Origin of the sequence: Vibrio aestuarianus, assembly GCF_028858425.1 — a bacterium.
Taxonomy (GTDB): domain Bacteria; phylum Pseudomonadota; class Gammaproteobacteria; order Enterobacterales; family Vibrionaceae; genus Vibrio; species Vibrio aestuarianus.
Window position 1 is genome coordinate 262,822 of record NZ_JAKNYQ010000001.1, and the last position, 16,317, is coordinate 279,138.

Consider the following 16,317-nt stretch of genomic DNA (forward strand, 5'->3'; position numbering starts at 1 on the left):
TCAATAAGTTAAAAACAAAAATACCGCCTTAAAAGACGGTATTCTCAATTAACTTCGCTTTCTTTATCGAAGCTAGATAGGATTAATTCAAGGAGAAGGCGCAGAATTTATAGGTATAAATGCACACCTTCAACACAAAAATCAGTTCATCTATACGTCGAGGTTAGCCACTTTCAGTGCATTCTCTTCAATGAAGGCACGACGTGGCTCAACTTGGTCACCCATTAGCGTAGTAAACAGTTCATCAGCGCCAACAGCGTCCTCAATGGTGACTTGCATCATACGGCGAGAGTCTGGGTCCATAGTAGTTTCCCAAAGTTGGTCAGGGTTCATTTCACCCAAACCTTTGTAACGTTGTAGTGAAAGACCACGACGCGACTCTTTGATCAACCAATCTAATGCTTCTGTGAAGCTAGAAACTTCTTGAGTACGCTCGCCACGTTTCACATAAGCGCCATCTTCAATCAAACCATCTAATGCTTCTGATAGATCCGCTAAACGACCGTATTCTTTCGAGTTTAATAGATCCAAAGAAACCACATATTCGTGCATCACACCGTGAGTACGAACCACCAGCTTAACAATGCTCACACCCAACTCTTCGTGTTTTTCCACTTCAAGTGAGTATTGGCTTGCACCGACTTCTTTGGCGTTGAGTTGCTCTACCAGTTTTTCACCCCAAGCCTGCACTTGGTTGGCATCTTTAGACATCTCTGCGGTTAAACGAGGGATGTAAGTTAACTCGTTGATCATCGCATATGGGTAACGACGGCTCATGCGCTTAACCAGTTTCATACATTGATTGTATTGAAGCACCAGCTTTTCAAGTGGACCACCCGCTAAAGCAGGAGCATTGGCGTTGACGTAAAGCTCTGCATTATCCAAAGCAAGACCTGCTTGATACAGCTCCATCGCTTCTTCATCTTTAATGTATTGCTCTTGCTTACCTTTCTTCACTTTGTAAAGTGGTGGCTGAGCAATATAGATGTAACCACGTTCAATCAACTCTGGCATTTGACGGTAGAAGAAGGTCAATAGTAGCGTACGGATGTGAGAACCATCGACGTCCGCATCGGTCATGATGATGATGTTATGGTAACGCAGTTTATCTGGGTTGTATTCGTCACGACCAATACCACAACCAAGGGCAGTGATAAGCGTGGCAACTTCTTGAGAAGAAAGCATTTTATCAAAACGTGCTTTCTCAACGTTGAGGATTTTACCTTTCAACGGCAAAATCGCTTGGTTTTTACGGTTACGTCCCTGCTTGGCTGATCCGCCAGCAGAGTCTCCTTCCACTATGTACAGTTCAGAAAGAGCAGGATCTTTTTCTTGGCAATCGGCCAGTTTACCAGGCAGGCCCGCTAAATCTAACGCGCCTTTACGACGAGTCATGTCGCGAGCTTTACGCGCCGCTTCACGAGCACGAGCCGCATCAATAATTTTGCCACACACGATTTTTGCTTCAGTTGGGTTTTCAATTAAGAATTCCGACAACTTCTCACTCATCGCTGATTCAACCGCTGATTTCACTTCGGATGAAACCAGTTTGTCTTTGGTTTGGCTGGAGAATTTTGGATCTGGCACTTTTACCGATACAACCGCCGTTAAGCCTTCACGAGCATCATCACCCGAAGTCGCCGCTTGCGCTTTTTTCGAGTAACCTTCTTTGTCCATGAAGTTATTGAGCGTACGTGTCAATGCACCACGGAAACCGGCTAAGTGAGTACCACCATCTCGTTGTGGGATGTTGTTGGTAAAACAGTACACCCCTTCCTGGAAACCATCATTCCATTGCATCGCAACTTCAACGGTAATGCCATCTTCTTCACGAGTATGGTCAAAGTAGAAAATCTTTTGGTGAATTGGGGTTTTATTGCGGTTTAGATGCTCAACGAAAGCACGGATACCACCTTCAAACATGAAGTGATCAGATTTATCTTCTTCACGCTCATCGGTTAATTTAATCGATACGCCAGAGTTTAGGAAAGAAAGCTCACGTAGACGTTTAGCTAGAATTTCGTAATGGAATTCAATGTTGGTGAAGGTTTCTTCACTTGGCCAGAAACGGATGCGAGTACCAGTTTCTTCGGTTTTACCGATCACAGCCAATGGCGCTTGAGGCACACCATGATGATAGATTTGTTGGAATATTTCGCCTTTACGCTTAATGGTCAGTTCCACTTTTTCAGATAGGGCGTTTACCACAGAAACCCCTACACCATGCAGACCACCAGAAACTTTGTATGAGTTATCATCAAATTTACCACCCGCGTGGAGTACCGTCATGATAACTTCAGCAGCAGAAACACCTTCTTCTTCGTGCATTTCCGTTGGAATACCACGGCCGTCATCGCTGACCGATACCGAGTTATCTTCATGGATGGTGATTATGATGTCTGAACAATGGCCTGCCAACGCTTCATCAATTGAGTTATCCACCACCTCAAAAACCATGTGGTGCAGACCGGTGCCATCATCAGTGTCGCCGATGTACATACCTGGACGTTTACGTACCGCATCCAGACCCTTCAGTACCTTAATACTCGATGAATCGTAATTATTCGACATCAGTTACTCTCTCACTATTTATCCGTGTCCTATTTTGCCATGTTCCACATGAAACATCTTGCTGTTTGACTCAATCATGTCTGCAACTTGGCTTTCAGTAATAGAACTTACAAAAACCTGAGCCCCCGTCGCTTTTAAGCAGTCTGCTAAGCGCTGACGACGTTGGCTATCTAATTCAGAAGCAAAGTCATCTATCAAGTAGATGCATTGCTTACCTGTCAATTGGGTAAGGTGCTGTCCTTGTGCAACACGCAGTGCACACACCATTAACTTCAACTGACCTCGTGATAAAACGTCTTCTACTGGCGTTCCATTCACTTTAATTCTTAAGTCCGCTTTATTCGGACCACTAAACGTGTAACCAAGCGATTGGTCACGCTCGAAGTTTTTTTCGAGGATTTGTTGATAAGGCGTGTCCTTATCCCAGCCTCTTGAATACTTCAATTGAATATCAAATTCGGGTAAAAAACCTTGGCATAATTCTTCAGCAACGAGTTTCATTTGTGCAACGTATGCACTACGCCAAACATCAATCTGTTCCGCTAAACGCGCCATTTCTTGATCCCAATAACTGAGTTCACGATAACTGGTCGCGGTTTTTAATAACGCATTACGTTGCTTATTGAGGCGCTTAAAACGCCCCCATGCATCATAGAAAGCAGGTTCAGTATGGAACACCCCCCAATCGATAAATGCACGCCGTTGTTTTGGTCCATCCGTCAGTAGATCAAACCCTTCTGGGTGAATCAACTGCAATGGTAAAACTTGCGCCAACTGTGCCAATTTTTGCCCAGATTGACCGCCTATTTTAACCTCTGTCGAGCCATCACGCTGCTTATTAATGCCAATTGGTAGCTCAAATTGATCCGAGGTCAAAAAACGCCCATGAACAAACAATTCCTGACACTCGTTTTGAATCACTCGCCCCGTTAATGCGCTCTTAAATGAACGACCATGACCGAGTAAATAGATCGCTTCCAATACACTGGTTTTGCCGCTGCCATTCGGACCAACAAGAAAGTTAAAGCCTGCTGATAATGGAATATCACAGGCTTTAATATTACGAAATTGTTGAACAATGAGACGAGTAAGTGGCATTAAGCAAACTTAAAGTCGGATCGGCATCACGACATACATAGCACTGTCGTCATCGCGATTTTCAATTAATGCACTGGCATTGGCATCCGACATAGAAACACGCACCTGATCACAACGCAATGTGTTGAGTACATCCAAGACGTAGCTAACGTTAAAACCAATTTCAATCGCCTCACCTTCAAAGGTGACGTCCAACATTTCCTCGGCCTCTTCTTGCTCTGGGTTGTTGGCGGTGATACGCATTTCGTTATTAGCTAAATTCACGCGTACGCCACGGAATTTTTCATTAGACAAAATCGCCGCTCGCGAAAATGCCTGACGTAGTTCATCGCAACCTGTTTCTAGCGTTTTGTTGGTATGTTGCGGCATTACGCGGCGATAATCTGGGAATCGGCCATCGACAAGCTTAGAAGTAAAGACAAAGTTATTCACTTCCGCTCGTAGATTGGAACTACCAATTTGCAGTACGACAGGTTGTTCTGGTGCATCAAGCAGCTTCACTAATTCTTGCACCCCTTTACGCGGCACAATGATCTGCTTATTGGAGAAATCGGCAGCTAATGAAGTTTGAGAAACCGCCATACGGTGACCATCTGTTGCCACTGAACGTAATATTGAACCATCAATTTCAAATAGCATACCGTTCAAGTAATAACGCACATCTTGGTTGGCCATTGAAAACTGAGTTTTTTCAATCAAGCCTCGCAGCTCTGCTTGTGTCACTTCAACTTCGACTTCACTTTGCCAATCTTCAATGTTTGGGAAATCACTGGCTGGCAAAGTGGCAAGAGAGAAGCGACTACGACCAGAACGCATTTGGATACGATCACCTTCTAAAACCACAGTGATCACCGCACTATCCGGTAAACCTCGACAAATATCCAAAAACTTACGTGCAGGAACCGTAATATTACCCGCTTCACAATCCCCTTCTAGGGTTACTCGGCTAATCAGCTCAACTTCAAGATCGGTGGCTGTCATCGACAACACATTTTCTTCCACTTTAAGCAGTAAGTTACCAAGAATAGGCAAAGTTGCACGTCCGCCTAACGTGCCAGAAACTTGCTGAAGTGGCTTAATGAAGTGGCTACGTTCAATAGTAAATTTCATAGTTAGCTCTTACGATGTTATCGGGCGATACCCAGACCGTGGGTAAAAATAGCTGATATCTGCAGCTTGTACATCAAGAAGAAAGCGTACGAATCAAATTCGAGTAATCTTCTTTAATGTCATGACTCTCTTCACGCAACTGCTGTATTTTACGGCAAGCATGCAGCACTGTGGTATGGTCTCGACCACCAAATGCATCACCAATTTCAGGTAAGCTGTGGTTGGTGAGTTCTTTTGCGAGTGCCATCGCTAATTGACGAGGACGTGCTACGGAACGAGAGCGGCGTTTAGAAAGCAGATCCGCGACTTTGATTTTGTAATATTCCGCCACAGTCTTTTGAATATTGTCTATGGTGACTAATTTTTCTTGTAACGCCAGTAGATCACGCAGTGCTTCGCGAACAAAATCAATCGTAATAGGACGACCTGTGAAGTTAGCGTTAGCGATAACGCGGTTCAAAGCTCCTTCCAGCTCACGAACATTAGAACGCAGACGTTTTGCAATAAAGAAGGCCACTTCATCGGCGAGATGAATTTGGTGATCTTCAGCCTTCTTCATTAAAATCGCGACTCGCGTTTCAAGCTCTGGTGGCTCAATGGCAACCGTTAGCCCCCACCCAAAGCGCGATTTAAGGCGATCTTCCACACCGTTAATCTCTTTTGGATAGCGATCGGAAGTCAGAATGATTTGTTGGTTGCCTTCTAATAGCGCATTGAAGGTATGGAAAAACTCTTCTTGAGAACGCTCTTTATTAGCAAAAAATTGAATGTCATCGATCAATAACGCATCGACACTACGGTAATAGCGTTTGAATTCTTCAATTGCATTATTTTGTAATGCTTTAACCATATCTTGCACAAAACGCTCTGAGTGCATGTAGATCACTTTCGCATTCGGATTGTTATCGACAATCGCATTGCCGACTGCGTGCAATAAGTGCGTTTTACCAAGGCCAGTACCACCGTACAAAAACAGTGGATTATAAGCAGCCCCAGGGTTATCTGACACTTGACGCGCAGCAGCCAAACCCAATTGGTTTGATTTACCTTCAACAAAGTTATTGAACTTGTGCTTAGGGTTAACGTTTGAACGGTGGTTGATATCTGCCACCACAGTATCGTTTTCCCAAGTACGGTGCACTGGCTTACGCGCTTGCAATTGCGCTGGTGCTGACGATTCGGCCGCGACATCAGCAGGCGTACGTACAGGCGCTGTTTTTGGCGCGCTGACTCGACGACTGCCCACTTCAAAACGCAAGCTTGGAGTATCGTTGCCACAATGCTCTTGCAATAAACGGTTAATGCTATTGATGTACTTATCACGCACCCAATCCAACACAAAACGGTTTGGGGCAAACAAAGTGAGAGTATTGTCATTAAGTTCCGCTTGTAACGGACGTACCCACATACTGAATTCTGCTGCGGGTAATTCTTCTTGAAGCTGTTGCAAACATTGCAACCATAGCGAAGATGACACGGTGCTCTCACTCTAAGTAAATGATCGAAAAGACTGGCGATTTTACCTGTTGATAACCAAGATCGCCAGCAATTGATCGAGGATCCAGTGAATAAGATCTAAGTTATTCACACAATTTAGGCTTGATTTTTGTAGATCTTCACAACTAACCTCTATTTTACCCACATAATGATCCACATATACAAAGATCAGTGTGAGTTATCCCCATTTTGCGATTACCTTCGGTTATGGCTAATAACAACTGGTTATTTATTCTATTGTGTCATTTACCAGTAACATCCTGCTCTATAAATATAAGGAGTCACAAGATGAAAAACTGGATTAAAATAGCGATTGCCGCAATTGCGCTATCGACAGCAACCGTACAAGCCGCCACTGAAATTAAAGTCGGTATGTCAGGTCGTTATTTCCCTTTCACTTTCGTAGAAAAAGACAAACTACAAGGCTTTGAAGTGGATGTATGGGATGAAATAGGTAAACGTAACGACTACCAAGTCGAATATGTTACATCAAGTTTTTCTGGGCTGTTTGGTTTACTCGAAACGGGACGAATTGATACCATTTCAAACCAAATCACCATCACTGATGCTCGCAAAGCGAAATATCTATTTGCTGACCCTTATGTGATTGATGGTGCTCAAATTACAGTGCGTAAAGGTAATGACAGCATTCAGGGCATTGAAGATTTAGCAGGCAAAACTGTCGCGGTGAATTTGGGTTCGAACTTTGAACAACTACTTCGCAGCTATGACAAAGAGAATAAAATCAATATCAAAACCTACGATACAGGTATTGAGCATGATGTTGCGCTTGGACGTTCTGATGCGTTTGTGATGGATCGTTTGTCAGCACTTGAGCTGATTAAAAAAACTGGTTTACCGCTACAACTAGCAGGTAAACCTTTTGAAACCATTGAAAATGCTTGGCCATTCGTCAACAACGAAAAAGGTCAAAAGTTGCAATCTGAAGTGAACAAAGCATTGGCATCAATGCGTGCTGATGGCACTCTAAGTAACATTTCTGAAAAATGGTTCGGTGCTGATATCACCAACAAATAAGTCAGCGTATCGTTATATATAGAGGTGGAATGGTTCATTCCACCTTTTCTTTTTATCTAAAGGTAAGTGCATGGGATTTGATTTTAACTACATGCTGGAGTTGATGCCGATACTGCTCAAGTATTTAGGCACCACAATGGAAATGGCAAGCTGGGGCCTAGTCTTTGCTCTGATTTTATCGGTCATTTTAGCCAATATTCGGGTGTTTAAAGTTCCGATTTTAAACCCATTAAGCCAGCTATATATCAGTTTTTTCCGTGGTACGCCTTTGCTGGTTCAACTATTCCTGCTGTATTACGGTCTACCGCAAGTCTTTCCTTTCATGGTCGGATTAAACGCCTTTAGCGCTGCGGTGATTGGTTTAACCTTACACTTTGCCGCTTACATGGCCGAAAGTATTCGCGCCGCAATTATCGGCATTGACCGCAGTCAAATGGAAGCGAGCTTATCGGTGGGAATGACCACCAGCCAAGCCATGCGTCGTATAATTTTGCCGCAAGCGACACGTGTTGCTCTGCCTTCGTTGATGAACTATTTCATCGACATGATCAAATCCACCTCGCTTGCTTTTACTTTAGGTGTGGCGGAAATAATGGCAAAAGCGCAAATGGAAGCTTCTTCAAGTTTTCGCTTTTTTGAAGCTTTCTTAGCTGTCGCATTAATTTATTGGGCTGTGGTGGTGATTCTCACCCGCATCCAGATTTGGGCTGAAGAGAAACTCAATAAGGCGTATGTACGATGATCAAACTTGAAAATATTCATAAGCGTTTTGGGGAAACCGAGGTACTAAAAGGAATTAATCTCTCTATTGAGCAAGGTGAGATCATCGTCATTATCGGTTCTAGTGGAACTGGGAAATCAACCTTACTGCGCTGCGTAAATTTTTTAGAGCAAGCTGATCAAGGCAAGATAACCATTGATGATGTGACCGTCGACAGCCAAAAACCGACCAAAGCCGAGGTGCTTGCTCTGCGCCGCAAAACTGGGTTCGTCTTCCAAAACTACGCCCTATTTGCTCATATGACCGCCAGACAAAATATTGCTGAAGGGCTAATAACCGTGCGAGGTTGGAAAAAGGACCAAGCTTTAGCTCGTGCACAACAAATTTTGGATGACATTGGCCTGAGTGATAAAGGCGATAGCTATCCCGCCGCGCTTTCCGGTGGACAGCAGCAGCGTGTAGGTATTGGCAGAGCAATGGCACTGCAACCAGAATTGCTATTATTTGATGAGCCAACGTCTGCTCTTGATCCTGAATGGGTCGGCGAAGTACTTGCTTTAATGAAGAAATTAGCAACACAACATCAAACCATGCTGGTGGTGACTCATGAAATGCAATTTGCTAAAGAGGTCGCGGATCGCGTGATCTTCATGGCAAATGGCCACATTGTAGAACAAGGTTCTCCACAGGATATCTTCGATAATCCACAAGATCCTAAACTCAAGAAATTTTTAAATCAGGTCGGGATCGACTAAGGATCCTTGTGCTTTTAAGGAGACTGCGTATAATCGCCCGACCGGAATTTTAGTAAACCCAATCGTTGACACTTATTGTGACAGTGATTACAATTCCGCCTCTTTGTTGAGAGGCGTCGGATTCCTTTCTTTATATAAAGAAGAGAAATATGCCCACGCCGGGTTTCATTGAACCTAAAAACTACTGATCAGTAAGGTAATTACACATGTCTAAACGCACTTTTCAACCTACCGTTCTAAAGCGCAAGCGTACTCACGGCTTCCGTGCACGCATGGCAACTAAGAATGGCCGTAAGGTTATTAATGCACGTCGTGCTAAAGGCCGTGCGCGCCTGTCAAAATAATTCGCGATTATTTTGAATACGTACGCGTTCAATCGGGAGTTACGTTTGTTAACTCCCGAGCATTATAAAAAAGTCTTTCAGCAAGCGCATAGCGCAGGCTCCCCCCATTTCACAATTATTGCTCGCGAAAATTCTCTCTCTCATCCAAGATTGGGACTAGCCGTTCCGAAAAAACAGATCAAAACCGCTGTTGGTCGTAACCGCTTTAAGCGTCTCGCTCGCGAAAGTTTTCGCAACAAACAACATCAACTTCCAAATAAAGATTTTGTTGTCATTGCTAAAAAGAGCGCGCAAGATTTAAGCAATGAAGAAATGTTCAAACTATTAGATAAATTATGGCATCGCCTGTCTCGCCCTTCACGTGGTTAGCAATCGGATTCGTCCGTCTTTATCAAGGAATCATTAGTCCTCTCCTTGGACCACGCTGTCGTTTTACTCCAACCTGCTCTACATATGCGATAGAAGCGTTGAAAGGTCACGGTTTTGTAAAAGGGTGTTGGTTATCAGGCAAACGTCTATTAAAATGCCACCCTTTGAATGAAGGGGGTTTTGACCCCGTTCCACCACCAGTCCAAACACAAGACAGAGATAAATAACGATGGATTCTCAACGTAATATCCTGTTAATCGCCTTGGCATTGGTTTCTTTTTTACTTTTCCAGCAATGGCAAGTAGCTAAGAACCCAGCACCTCAAGCGGTTGAGCAGGCACAAAATAGCAGTACTTTACCTGCACCATCTATTGCTGATGAGTTAGACCCAACACCTACACAGAATGTGTCGGCAAAAACTATCACCGTCACGACTGATGTACTGACTCTGTCAATTGACACAGTTGGTGGTGATGTAGTTTCAGCTGAACTAAATCAGTACGACGCTGAGCTTGATTCAGAAGACTCGTTTGTTCTACTTAAAAATATTCCTGGTCACCAATTTATCGCACAAAGTGGTTTAGTGGGCCCTCAAGGTATCGATTTAAGCAGCAATAATCGTCCAAACTATGCAGTTAGCGCTGACAGCTTTGCCCTAGCTGACGGTCAAGACGAACTGCGTATTCCAATGACGTATCAAGCTAATGGCCTTGAATACACCAAAACATTCATCCTTAAACGTGGTAGCTACGCGTTAGATGTTGAATTTGATGTACTCAACAAGTCAGGTAACAATGCGACACTAGGTATGTATGCTCACTTACGTCAAAATCTATTAGACGCTGGTGGCAGCCTAGCAATGCCAACTTACCGTGGTGGTGCTTATTCAACAGAAGAAACACGCTACAAAAAATACAGCTTCGACGATATGCAAGATCGCAACCTATCTCTTCCATTAGCCAATGGACAAGGTTGGGCGGCGATGATCCAACACTACTTTGCAACGGCGTGGATCCCACGTAACGAGGCTGGTTCAAATCTGTACACTCGTGTGATTGGCAATTTAGGTGATATCGGCGTACGTATGCCAAACAAAACCATCGCAGATGGTGACAAAGCGACGTTTTTAGCAACCTTGTGGGTTGGTCCAAAACTGCAAGATGAAATGGCTGAGGTTGCACCTAACCTTGACCTAGTGGTTGACTACGGTTGGCTATGGTTTATTGCTAAACCACTACACATGCTACTTTCATTTATTCAAAGCTTTGTGGGCAACTGGGGTGTGGCAATCATCTGCTTAACCTTCATCGTTCGTGGTGCCATGTACCCACTAACCAAAGCGCAATACACTTCTATGGCTAAAATGCGCATGCTGCAACCTAAACTGCAAGCAATGCGCGAGCGTATCGGCGATGACCGCCAACGCATGAGCCAAGAGATGATGGAACTGTACAAAAAAGAGAAAGTAAATCCACTCGGTGGTTGTTTACCTATCTTCCTACAGATGCCAATCTTCATTGCGCTTTACTGGTCATTAATGGAATCTGTTGAACTGCGTCATTCACCATTCTTTGGTTGGATTCATGACCTTTCAGCACAAGACCCATACTACATCTTGCCATTATTGATGGGTGTAAGTATGTTTATGATCCAGAAGATGAGCCCAACAACGGTAACAGATCCGATGCAGCAGAAGATCATGACCTTTATGCCGGTTATGTTTACGTTCTTCTTCTTGTTCTTCCCATCAGGCCTTGTTATCTACTGGTTGGTATCGAACATCGTAACTTTGATTCAACAAACTGTGATTTACAAAGCGTTGGAGAAAAAAGGCTTACATTCTAAGTAGTCATTAATTGATGAAGTAAGACCGAACAAATTGAACAAAGGCGGCCAAAAGGTCGCCTTTTTGTTTTTGGCTGATTACAATTGCGCTAATCCAATCCTATTTTAGGTACAGTTATGTCTACAGATACCATTGTCGCCCAAGCAACAGCCCCTGGCAGAGGTGGCGTGGGCATTATTCGCGTATCCGGCCCCCAAGCGGCCCAAGTGGCACTTGAAGTCACTGGTCAAACGCTAAAGCCTCGCTACGCTGAATATTTGCCGTTTAAACATCAAGATGGCAGCGAGCTTGACCAAGGCATCGCGCTCTATTTTCCTAACCCCCACTCTTTCACCGGCGAAGATGTCCTAGAGCTACAAGGACACGGTGGTCCTGTGGTGATGGATATGCTAATCAAACGCATTTTGGCTATTAGTGGCGTGCGTGCAGCTCGCCCTGGTGAATTCTCTGAGCGTGCCTTTTTAAACGATAAAATGGACCTTACTCAGGCAGAAGCAATTGCAGACTTGATCGATGCCAGCTCAGAAGAAGCGGCAAAGTCAGCTCTCCAGTCGCTGCAGGGGCAATTCTCAAAACGCATTCATACTTTGGTTGAATCTCTCATTCACCTTCGCATTTATGTTGAAGCAGCGATTGATTTTCCAGAAGAAGAGATCGATTTTCTTGCTGATGGCAAAGTCGCTGGTGATCTACAAACCATCATCGATAACCTAGCGGCGGTACGTAAAGAAGCCAACCAAGGCGCAATTATGCGTGAAGGTATGAAAGTGGTTATTGCTGGTCGTCCTAATGCGGGTAAATCAAGTTTACTTAATGCCTTGTCAGGCAAAGACTCGGCAATCGTCACCGACATCGCAGGAACGACACGTGACGTACTGAGAGAGCATATCCATATCGATGGTATGCCACTGCACATTATCGATACCGCAGGCCTACGCGAAGCCTCAGACGAAGTCGAAAAAATCGGCATTGAACGCGCTTGGGATGAAATAACTCAAGCTGATCGCGTGCTATTTATGGTCGATGGTACAACCACAGATGCAACCGATCCGAAAGAGATTTGGCCTGATTTTGTTGATCGCCTACCAGACAACATCGGCATGACAGTGATCCGCAATAAAGTCGATCAAACCAAAGAAGAATTAGGTATTTGTCACGTGAACTCACCAACGCTTATCCGCTTGTCAGCGAAGACAGGCGGAGGTGTTGATGCACTGCGTACCCACTTAAAAGAGTGCATGGGCTTTGCAGGTGGCAATGAAGGCGGTTTTATGGCTCGTCGTCGACATCTCGATGCCTTAGAACGTGCCGCGGAACACCTCAGTATTGGTCAGCAACAACTTGAAGGTTATATGGCCGGTGAAATCCTAGCGGAAGAGTTGCGTTTATCACAACAGCATTTAAATGAAATTACCGGTGAATTTAGTTCAGATGACTTACTTGGCCGCATTTTTTCTTCGTTCTGTATCGGTAAATAATCACAAATAGAGCTTCATTCCCTATTCGATAGAAGGCAATATTATGATCCATATAATTACAGGCAGTACATTAGGTGGTGCCGAATACGTGGGAGATCATCTTAACGATCTGCTACAAGAGCAAGGTTATACCACAACTATCCACAACCAACCCAAGCTGGATGCTATCCCTGCTCAAGACATATGGTTGATCGTCACATCTACTCACGGTGCGGGAGACTATCCCGATAATATCCAACCTTTTATTGCTGCTCTTCAAACAACACCACCTAATACCAGCGCATTGAAATACGCGGTAGTGGCCATTGGCGATTCAAGCTACGACACGTTCTGCGCCGCTGGTAAGCATGCATTTGAACTGCTGGAAGATATCGGAGCCACTCCGCTCACTGATTGCCTCACTATTGATACGTTAGAATATCCAGTTCCAGAAGACGCGGCTGAAGCGTGGTTGAAGCAACATATCGAACGATTCTAATCTTAATATCTGTTGAGAAAGCGGCTGACTAGCCGCTTTTTTTATATCTATACAGATGTGAATAACTTTAAGCAAAACACCTAAAATCATTTAGTACATAAATCAAGCAATCTAATGTGTATAACTATACTCTTATCCGGTGATCAACCTATAGTTATCCCAATAACAACTTATGTATTACACAGAGGGTGTGTATAAGTATCTATTTTGATCCCAGGTAATACCGAGTTAGATCATGTTAAGATCACAGTTTACGATCCTATTAAGATCCATGATCTTGTTGATCATTTATTAGTTATCCACAGAAAAGCATGATCCTAATAATAGATCTAATAAAAGATCTCTATATAGATCTTATATATTATTAACTTACCAAGCCTTTAATTAAAAAGTCAGAAAGCGATTTTCTAGCCAAAGGAAAGAAGGTAGAATACGCCTCTTTTGTCAGTCCATACCTTCATTGAATACCTGAGGTCGGTGCATGCTTCATCACGAAAAATTTGACGTCATTGTGGTCGGTGGTGGCCACGCAGGAACGGAAGCCGCTCTTGCAGCAGCTCGTACTGGTCAAAGTACGTTATTGCTTACTCACAACATAGATACACTAGGTCAAATGTCTTGTAACCCAGCCATTGGCGGTATCGGTAAAGGACACCTAGTCAAAGAAGTCGATGCCATGGGTGGCCTTATGGCTCAAGCGATTGATCATGCAGGTATTCAATTTAGAACGCTAAACGCCTCAAAAGGCCCAGCGGTTAGAGCTACTCGCGCGCAGGCTGATCGCGCTCTGTACAAAGCGTATGTGCGTGATGTTCTTGAAAACACTCCCAACTTAACTTTGTTTCAGCAAGCTGTAGATGATCTTCTCGTTGAGAATGATCATGTGGTGGGTGTCGTTACTCAAATGGGCCTCAAATTCCACGCTAAAGCCGTTGTATTGACCGTAGGGACTTTCCTTGGAGGAAAGATCCACATTGGGTTGGAAAACTTCTCAGGAGGCCGCGCAGGCGATCCTCCATCGATCGCATTGGCTGATCGTCTACGAGAATTACCTTTCAGAGTTGATCGTTTAAAAACGGGGACCCCACCACGCATTGATGCACGCAGTGTTGACTTTTCTGTTTTAGAAGCTCAACACGGCGACAACCCAACACCAGTATTTTCATTTATGGGTCAGCGTAGTCACCATCCGCGTCAGATCCCGTGTTACATCACACACACCAATGAAAAAACACATGATGTGATCCGTGCCAATTTAGATCGCAGCCCGATGTATGCTGGGGTTATTGAAGGTATCGGACCTCGTTATTGCCCATCGATTGAAGATAAAGTGATGCGCTTTGCTGACAAAAATAGTCATCAGATCTTTATCGAACCGGAAGGCTTAACTACAACCGAATTATATCCAAACGGCATCTCCACCAGCTTACCGTTTGATGTACAAATACAGATTGTTCGTTCAATGAAAGGCTTTGAAAAAGCGCACATTGTTCGTCCAGGCTACGCAATTGAGTACGATTTCTTTGACCCACGCGATCTCAAACAAACCTATGAAACTAAATTTATGAATGGGTTGTTTTTTGCTGGTCAAATTAATGGCACTACCGGCTATGAAGAAGCTGCAGCACAAGGCTTGATGGCCGGATTAAACGCAAGTTTATATAGCCAAAACAAAGAGGGTTGGAGCCCACGACGTGATCAAGCCTACATGGGTGTGTTGATTGATGATCTTTCAACGATGGGTACCAAAGAACCTTACCGTATGTTTACTTCACGTGCGGAATATCGCTTGCTATTACGTGAAGACAACGCCGATTTACGTTTAACAGAACAAGCTCGAGAGTTTGGTTTGGTTGATGATGCTCGTTGGGCTCGTTTTAACCAAAAAATCGAAAATATGGAACTAGAGCGCCAACGCTTGAAAGAAACGTGGATGAATCCCAACTCAGTCGGTATCAACGAACTGAATGCACTTTTGAAAACGCCAATGTCGCGTGAAGCGAGTGGTGAGGATCTATTGCGCCGCCCTGAGATCACATACCAACAACTGACTTCTCTTGAAGCTTTTTCGCCAGCTCTTGAGGATCTTCAAGCGGCAGAGCAAGTTGAAATTCAGGTCAAATACGAAGGCTATATCCAACGACAGCAAGATGAGATCAATAAATCTTTGCGTCATGAGCACACCAAATTACCGCTAGATTTGGATTACAAGCAAGTCAAAGGGCTGTCGAATGAAGTCATTCTTAAACTGAATACCGCACAGCCTGAAACCGTTGGTATCGCTTCTCGAATTTCGGGTATTACGCCTGCTGCTATCTCTATCCTATTGGTTTATTTGAAGAAGCAAGGTGTTCTTAAAAAAGGAGATGATGCGGCATGAGTGAATTAAGAACGCGTCTGGATCAACTCGTTAGCCAAACCGATCTCGAAGTCAACGAACAACAACGCAACCAACTCGTTGGTTATGTTGAAATGTTGGATAAGTGGAACAAGGCTTACAATCTCACTTCTGTGCGTAACCCGATGGATATGCTTGTGAAACATATCCTAGATAGTATAGTGGTAAGTCCTCACTTACAGGGTGAGCGTTTTATTGATGTTGGCACAGGTCCTGGTTTACCGGGTATCCCTCTTGCAATCATGAACCCAGATAAAACATTTTTCTTACTCGATAGTTTGGGCAAACGCATTCGTTTTATTAAACAAGTTCTTCATGAGCTTGGTATTAAAAATGTGACAACAATCCAAAGTCGAGTAGAAGAGTTCCAGCCTGAAGTAAAATTTGATGGCGTACTTAGCCGTGCATTTGCTTCAATGCTGGACATGGTCGAATGGTGTCATCATTTGCCAAAAGAACAAACGGGCCTATTTTTAGCCCTGAAAGGACAACTGCCAGAAGAAGAAATAGCTACACTACCAGAGTGGTGTTCTGTGACCGATGTCAAAGCTTTGAAAGTTCCAGAGTTGGAAGGTGACCGTCATCTTGTAATCTTATCTCGCAAGGGATAACAG

At 44.0% G+C, this 16,317-nt stretch carries 15 protein-coding genes; 11 read left to right on the plus strand and 4 right to left on the minus strand.

The window, feature by feature from the left end; all coding sequences use genetic code 11:
• Positions 1–150: 150 nt before the first annotated feature.
• The 4 genes from gyrB to dnaA all read right to left on the minus strand — a co-directional run bounded on the left by gyrB (position 151) and on the right by dnaA (position 6,256).
• Positions 151–2,571, minus strand: coding sequence for a DNA topoisomerase (ATP-hydrolyzing) subunit B (gene gyrB / locus MCT08_RS01340; RefSeq protein WP_176246124.1), 2,421 nt, complete (start codon positions 2,569–2,571; stop codon positions 151–153).
• A gap of 18 nt (positions 2,572–2,589) precedes the next feature.
• The gene (recF, locus tag MCT08_RS01345) at positions 2,590–3,669 is read right to left on the minus strand and encodes a DNA replication/repair protein RecF (protein ID WP_168523837.1); all 1,080 of its coding nucleotides are present in this window, start codon (positions 3,667–3,669) and stop codon (positions 2,590–2,592) included.
• Positions 3,670–3,678: 9 nt separating this feature from the next.
• On the minus strand, positions 3,679–4,779 hold the full coding sequence (gene dnaN, locus MCT08_RS01350) for a DNA polymerase III subunit beta (protein WP_274677736.1): 1,101 nt from the start codon (positions 4,777–4,779) through the stop codon (positions 3,679–3,681).
• 73 nt (positions 4,780–4,852) lie between these two features.
• Positions 4,853–6,256 carry a chromosomal replication initiator protein DnaA gene (dnaA, locus tag MCT08_RS01355; protein WP_053308874.1) on the minus strand — a complete coding sequence of 468 codons (1,404 nt, stop codon included), beginning with the start codon at positions 6,254–6,256 and terminating at the stop codon, positions 4,853–4,855.
• Positions 6,257–6,564: 308 nt separating this feature from the next.
• On the opposite strand from dnaA, the gene MCT08_RS01360 reads away from it, so the two are divergent.
• The 11 genes from MCT08_RS01360 (at position 6,565) to rsmG (ending at position 16,314) form a co-directional block, all read left to right on the plus strand.
• Positions 6,565–7,314, plus strand: a complete 750-nt coding sequence (locus MCT08_RS01360; protein ID WP_168523843.1) for an amino acid ABC transporter substrate-binding protein — start codon at positions 6,565–6,567, stop codon at positions 7,312–7,314.
• 70 nt (positions 7,315–7,384) lie between these two features.
• Positions 7,385–8,056, plus strand: coding sequence for an amino acid ABC transporter permease (locus tag MCT08_RS01365; RefSeq protein WP_053308872.1), 672 nt, complete (start codon positions 7,385–7,387; stop codon positions 8,054–8,056).
• On the plus strand, positions 8,053–8,790 hold the full coding sequence (locus tag MCT08_RS01370; protein ID WP_053308871.1) for an amino acid ABC transporter ATP-binding protein: 738 nt from the start codon (positions 8,053–8,055) through the stop codon (positions 8,788–8,790). Before MCT08_RS01365 ends, MCT08_RS01370 begins: the two co-directional genes overlap by 4 nt.
• 206 nt (positions 8,791–8,996) lie before the next feature.
• Entirely contained in the window at positions 8,997–9,134 is a 138-nt protein-coding gene (gene rpmH / locus MCT08_RS01375; protein WP_010319951.1) for a 50S ribosomal protein L34, read from the plus strand.
• Between the two features lie 12 nt (positions 9,135–9,146).
• Complete coding sequence (gene rnpA / locus MCT08_RS01380) at positions 9,147–9,503, plus strand: ribonuclease P protein component (RefSeq protein ID WP_080996273.1); 357 nt, start codon at positions 9,147–9,149, stop codon at positions 9,501–9,503.
• Complete coding sequence (gene yidD, locus MCT08_RS01385) at positions 9,470–9,730, plus strand: membrane protein insertion efficiency factor YidD (RefSeq protein ID WP_080996272.1); 261 nt, start codon at positions 9,470–9,472, stop codon at positions 9,728–9,730. Before rnpA ends, yidD begins: the two co-directional genes overlap by 34 nt.
• A gap of 2 nt (positions 9,731–9,732) precedes the next feature.
• On the plus strand, positions 9,733–11,352 hold the full coding sequence (yidC, locus tag MCT08_RS01390) for a membrane protein insertase YidC (protein ID WP_176312272.1): 1,620 nt from the start codon (positions 9,733–9,735) through the stop codon (positions 11,350–11,352).
• Positions 11,353–11,465: 113 nt separating this feature from the next.
• Positions 11,466–12,827 carry a tRNA uridine-5-carboxymethylaminomethyl(34) synthesis GTPase MnmE gene (gene mnmE, locus MCT08_RS01395; RefSeq protein WP_274677737.1) on the plus strand — a complete coding sequence of 454 codons (1,362 nt, stop codon included), beginning with the start codon at positions 11,466–11,468 and terminating at the stop codon, positions 12,825–12,827.
• Positions 12,828–12,870: 43 nt separating this feature from the next.
• On the plus strand, positions 12,871–13,305 hold the full coding sequence (gene mioC, locus MCT08_RS01400; RefSeq protein ID WP_274672367.1) for an FMN-binding protein MioC: 435 nt from the start codon (positions 12,871–12,873) through the stop codon (positions 13,303–13,305).
• A gap of 481 nt (positions 13,306–13,786) precedes the next feature.
• On the plus strand, positions 13,787–15,685 hold the full coding sequence (gene mnmG, locus MCT08_RS01405) for a tRNA uridine-5-carboxymethylaminomethyl(34) synthesis enzyme MnmG (protein WP_274677738.1): 1,899 nt from the start codon (positions 13,787–13,789) through the stop codon (positions 15,683–15,685).
• Positions 15,682–16,314 carry a 16S rRNA (guanine(527)-N(7))-methyltransferase RsmG gene (gene rsmG, locus MCT08_RS01410; protein ID WP_053308865.1) on the plus strand — a complete coding sequence of 211 codons (633 nt, stop codon included), beginning with the start codon at positions 15,682–15,684 and terminating at the stop codon, positions 16,312–16,314. Before mnmG ends, rsmG begins: the two co-directional genes overlap by 4 nt.
• Positions 16,315–16,317 lie beyond the last annotated feature (3 nt).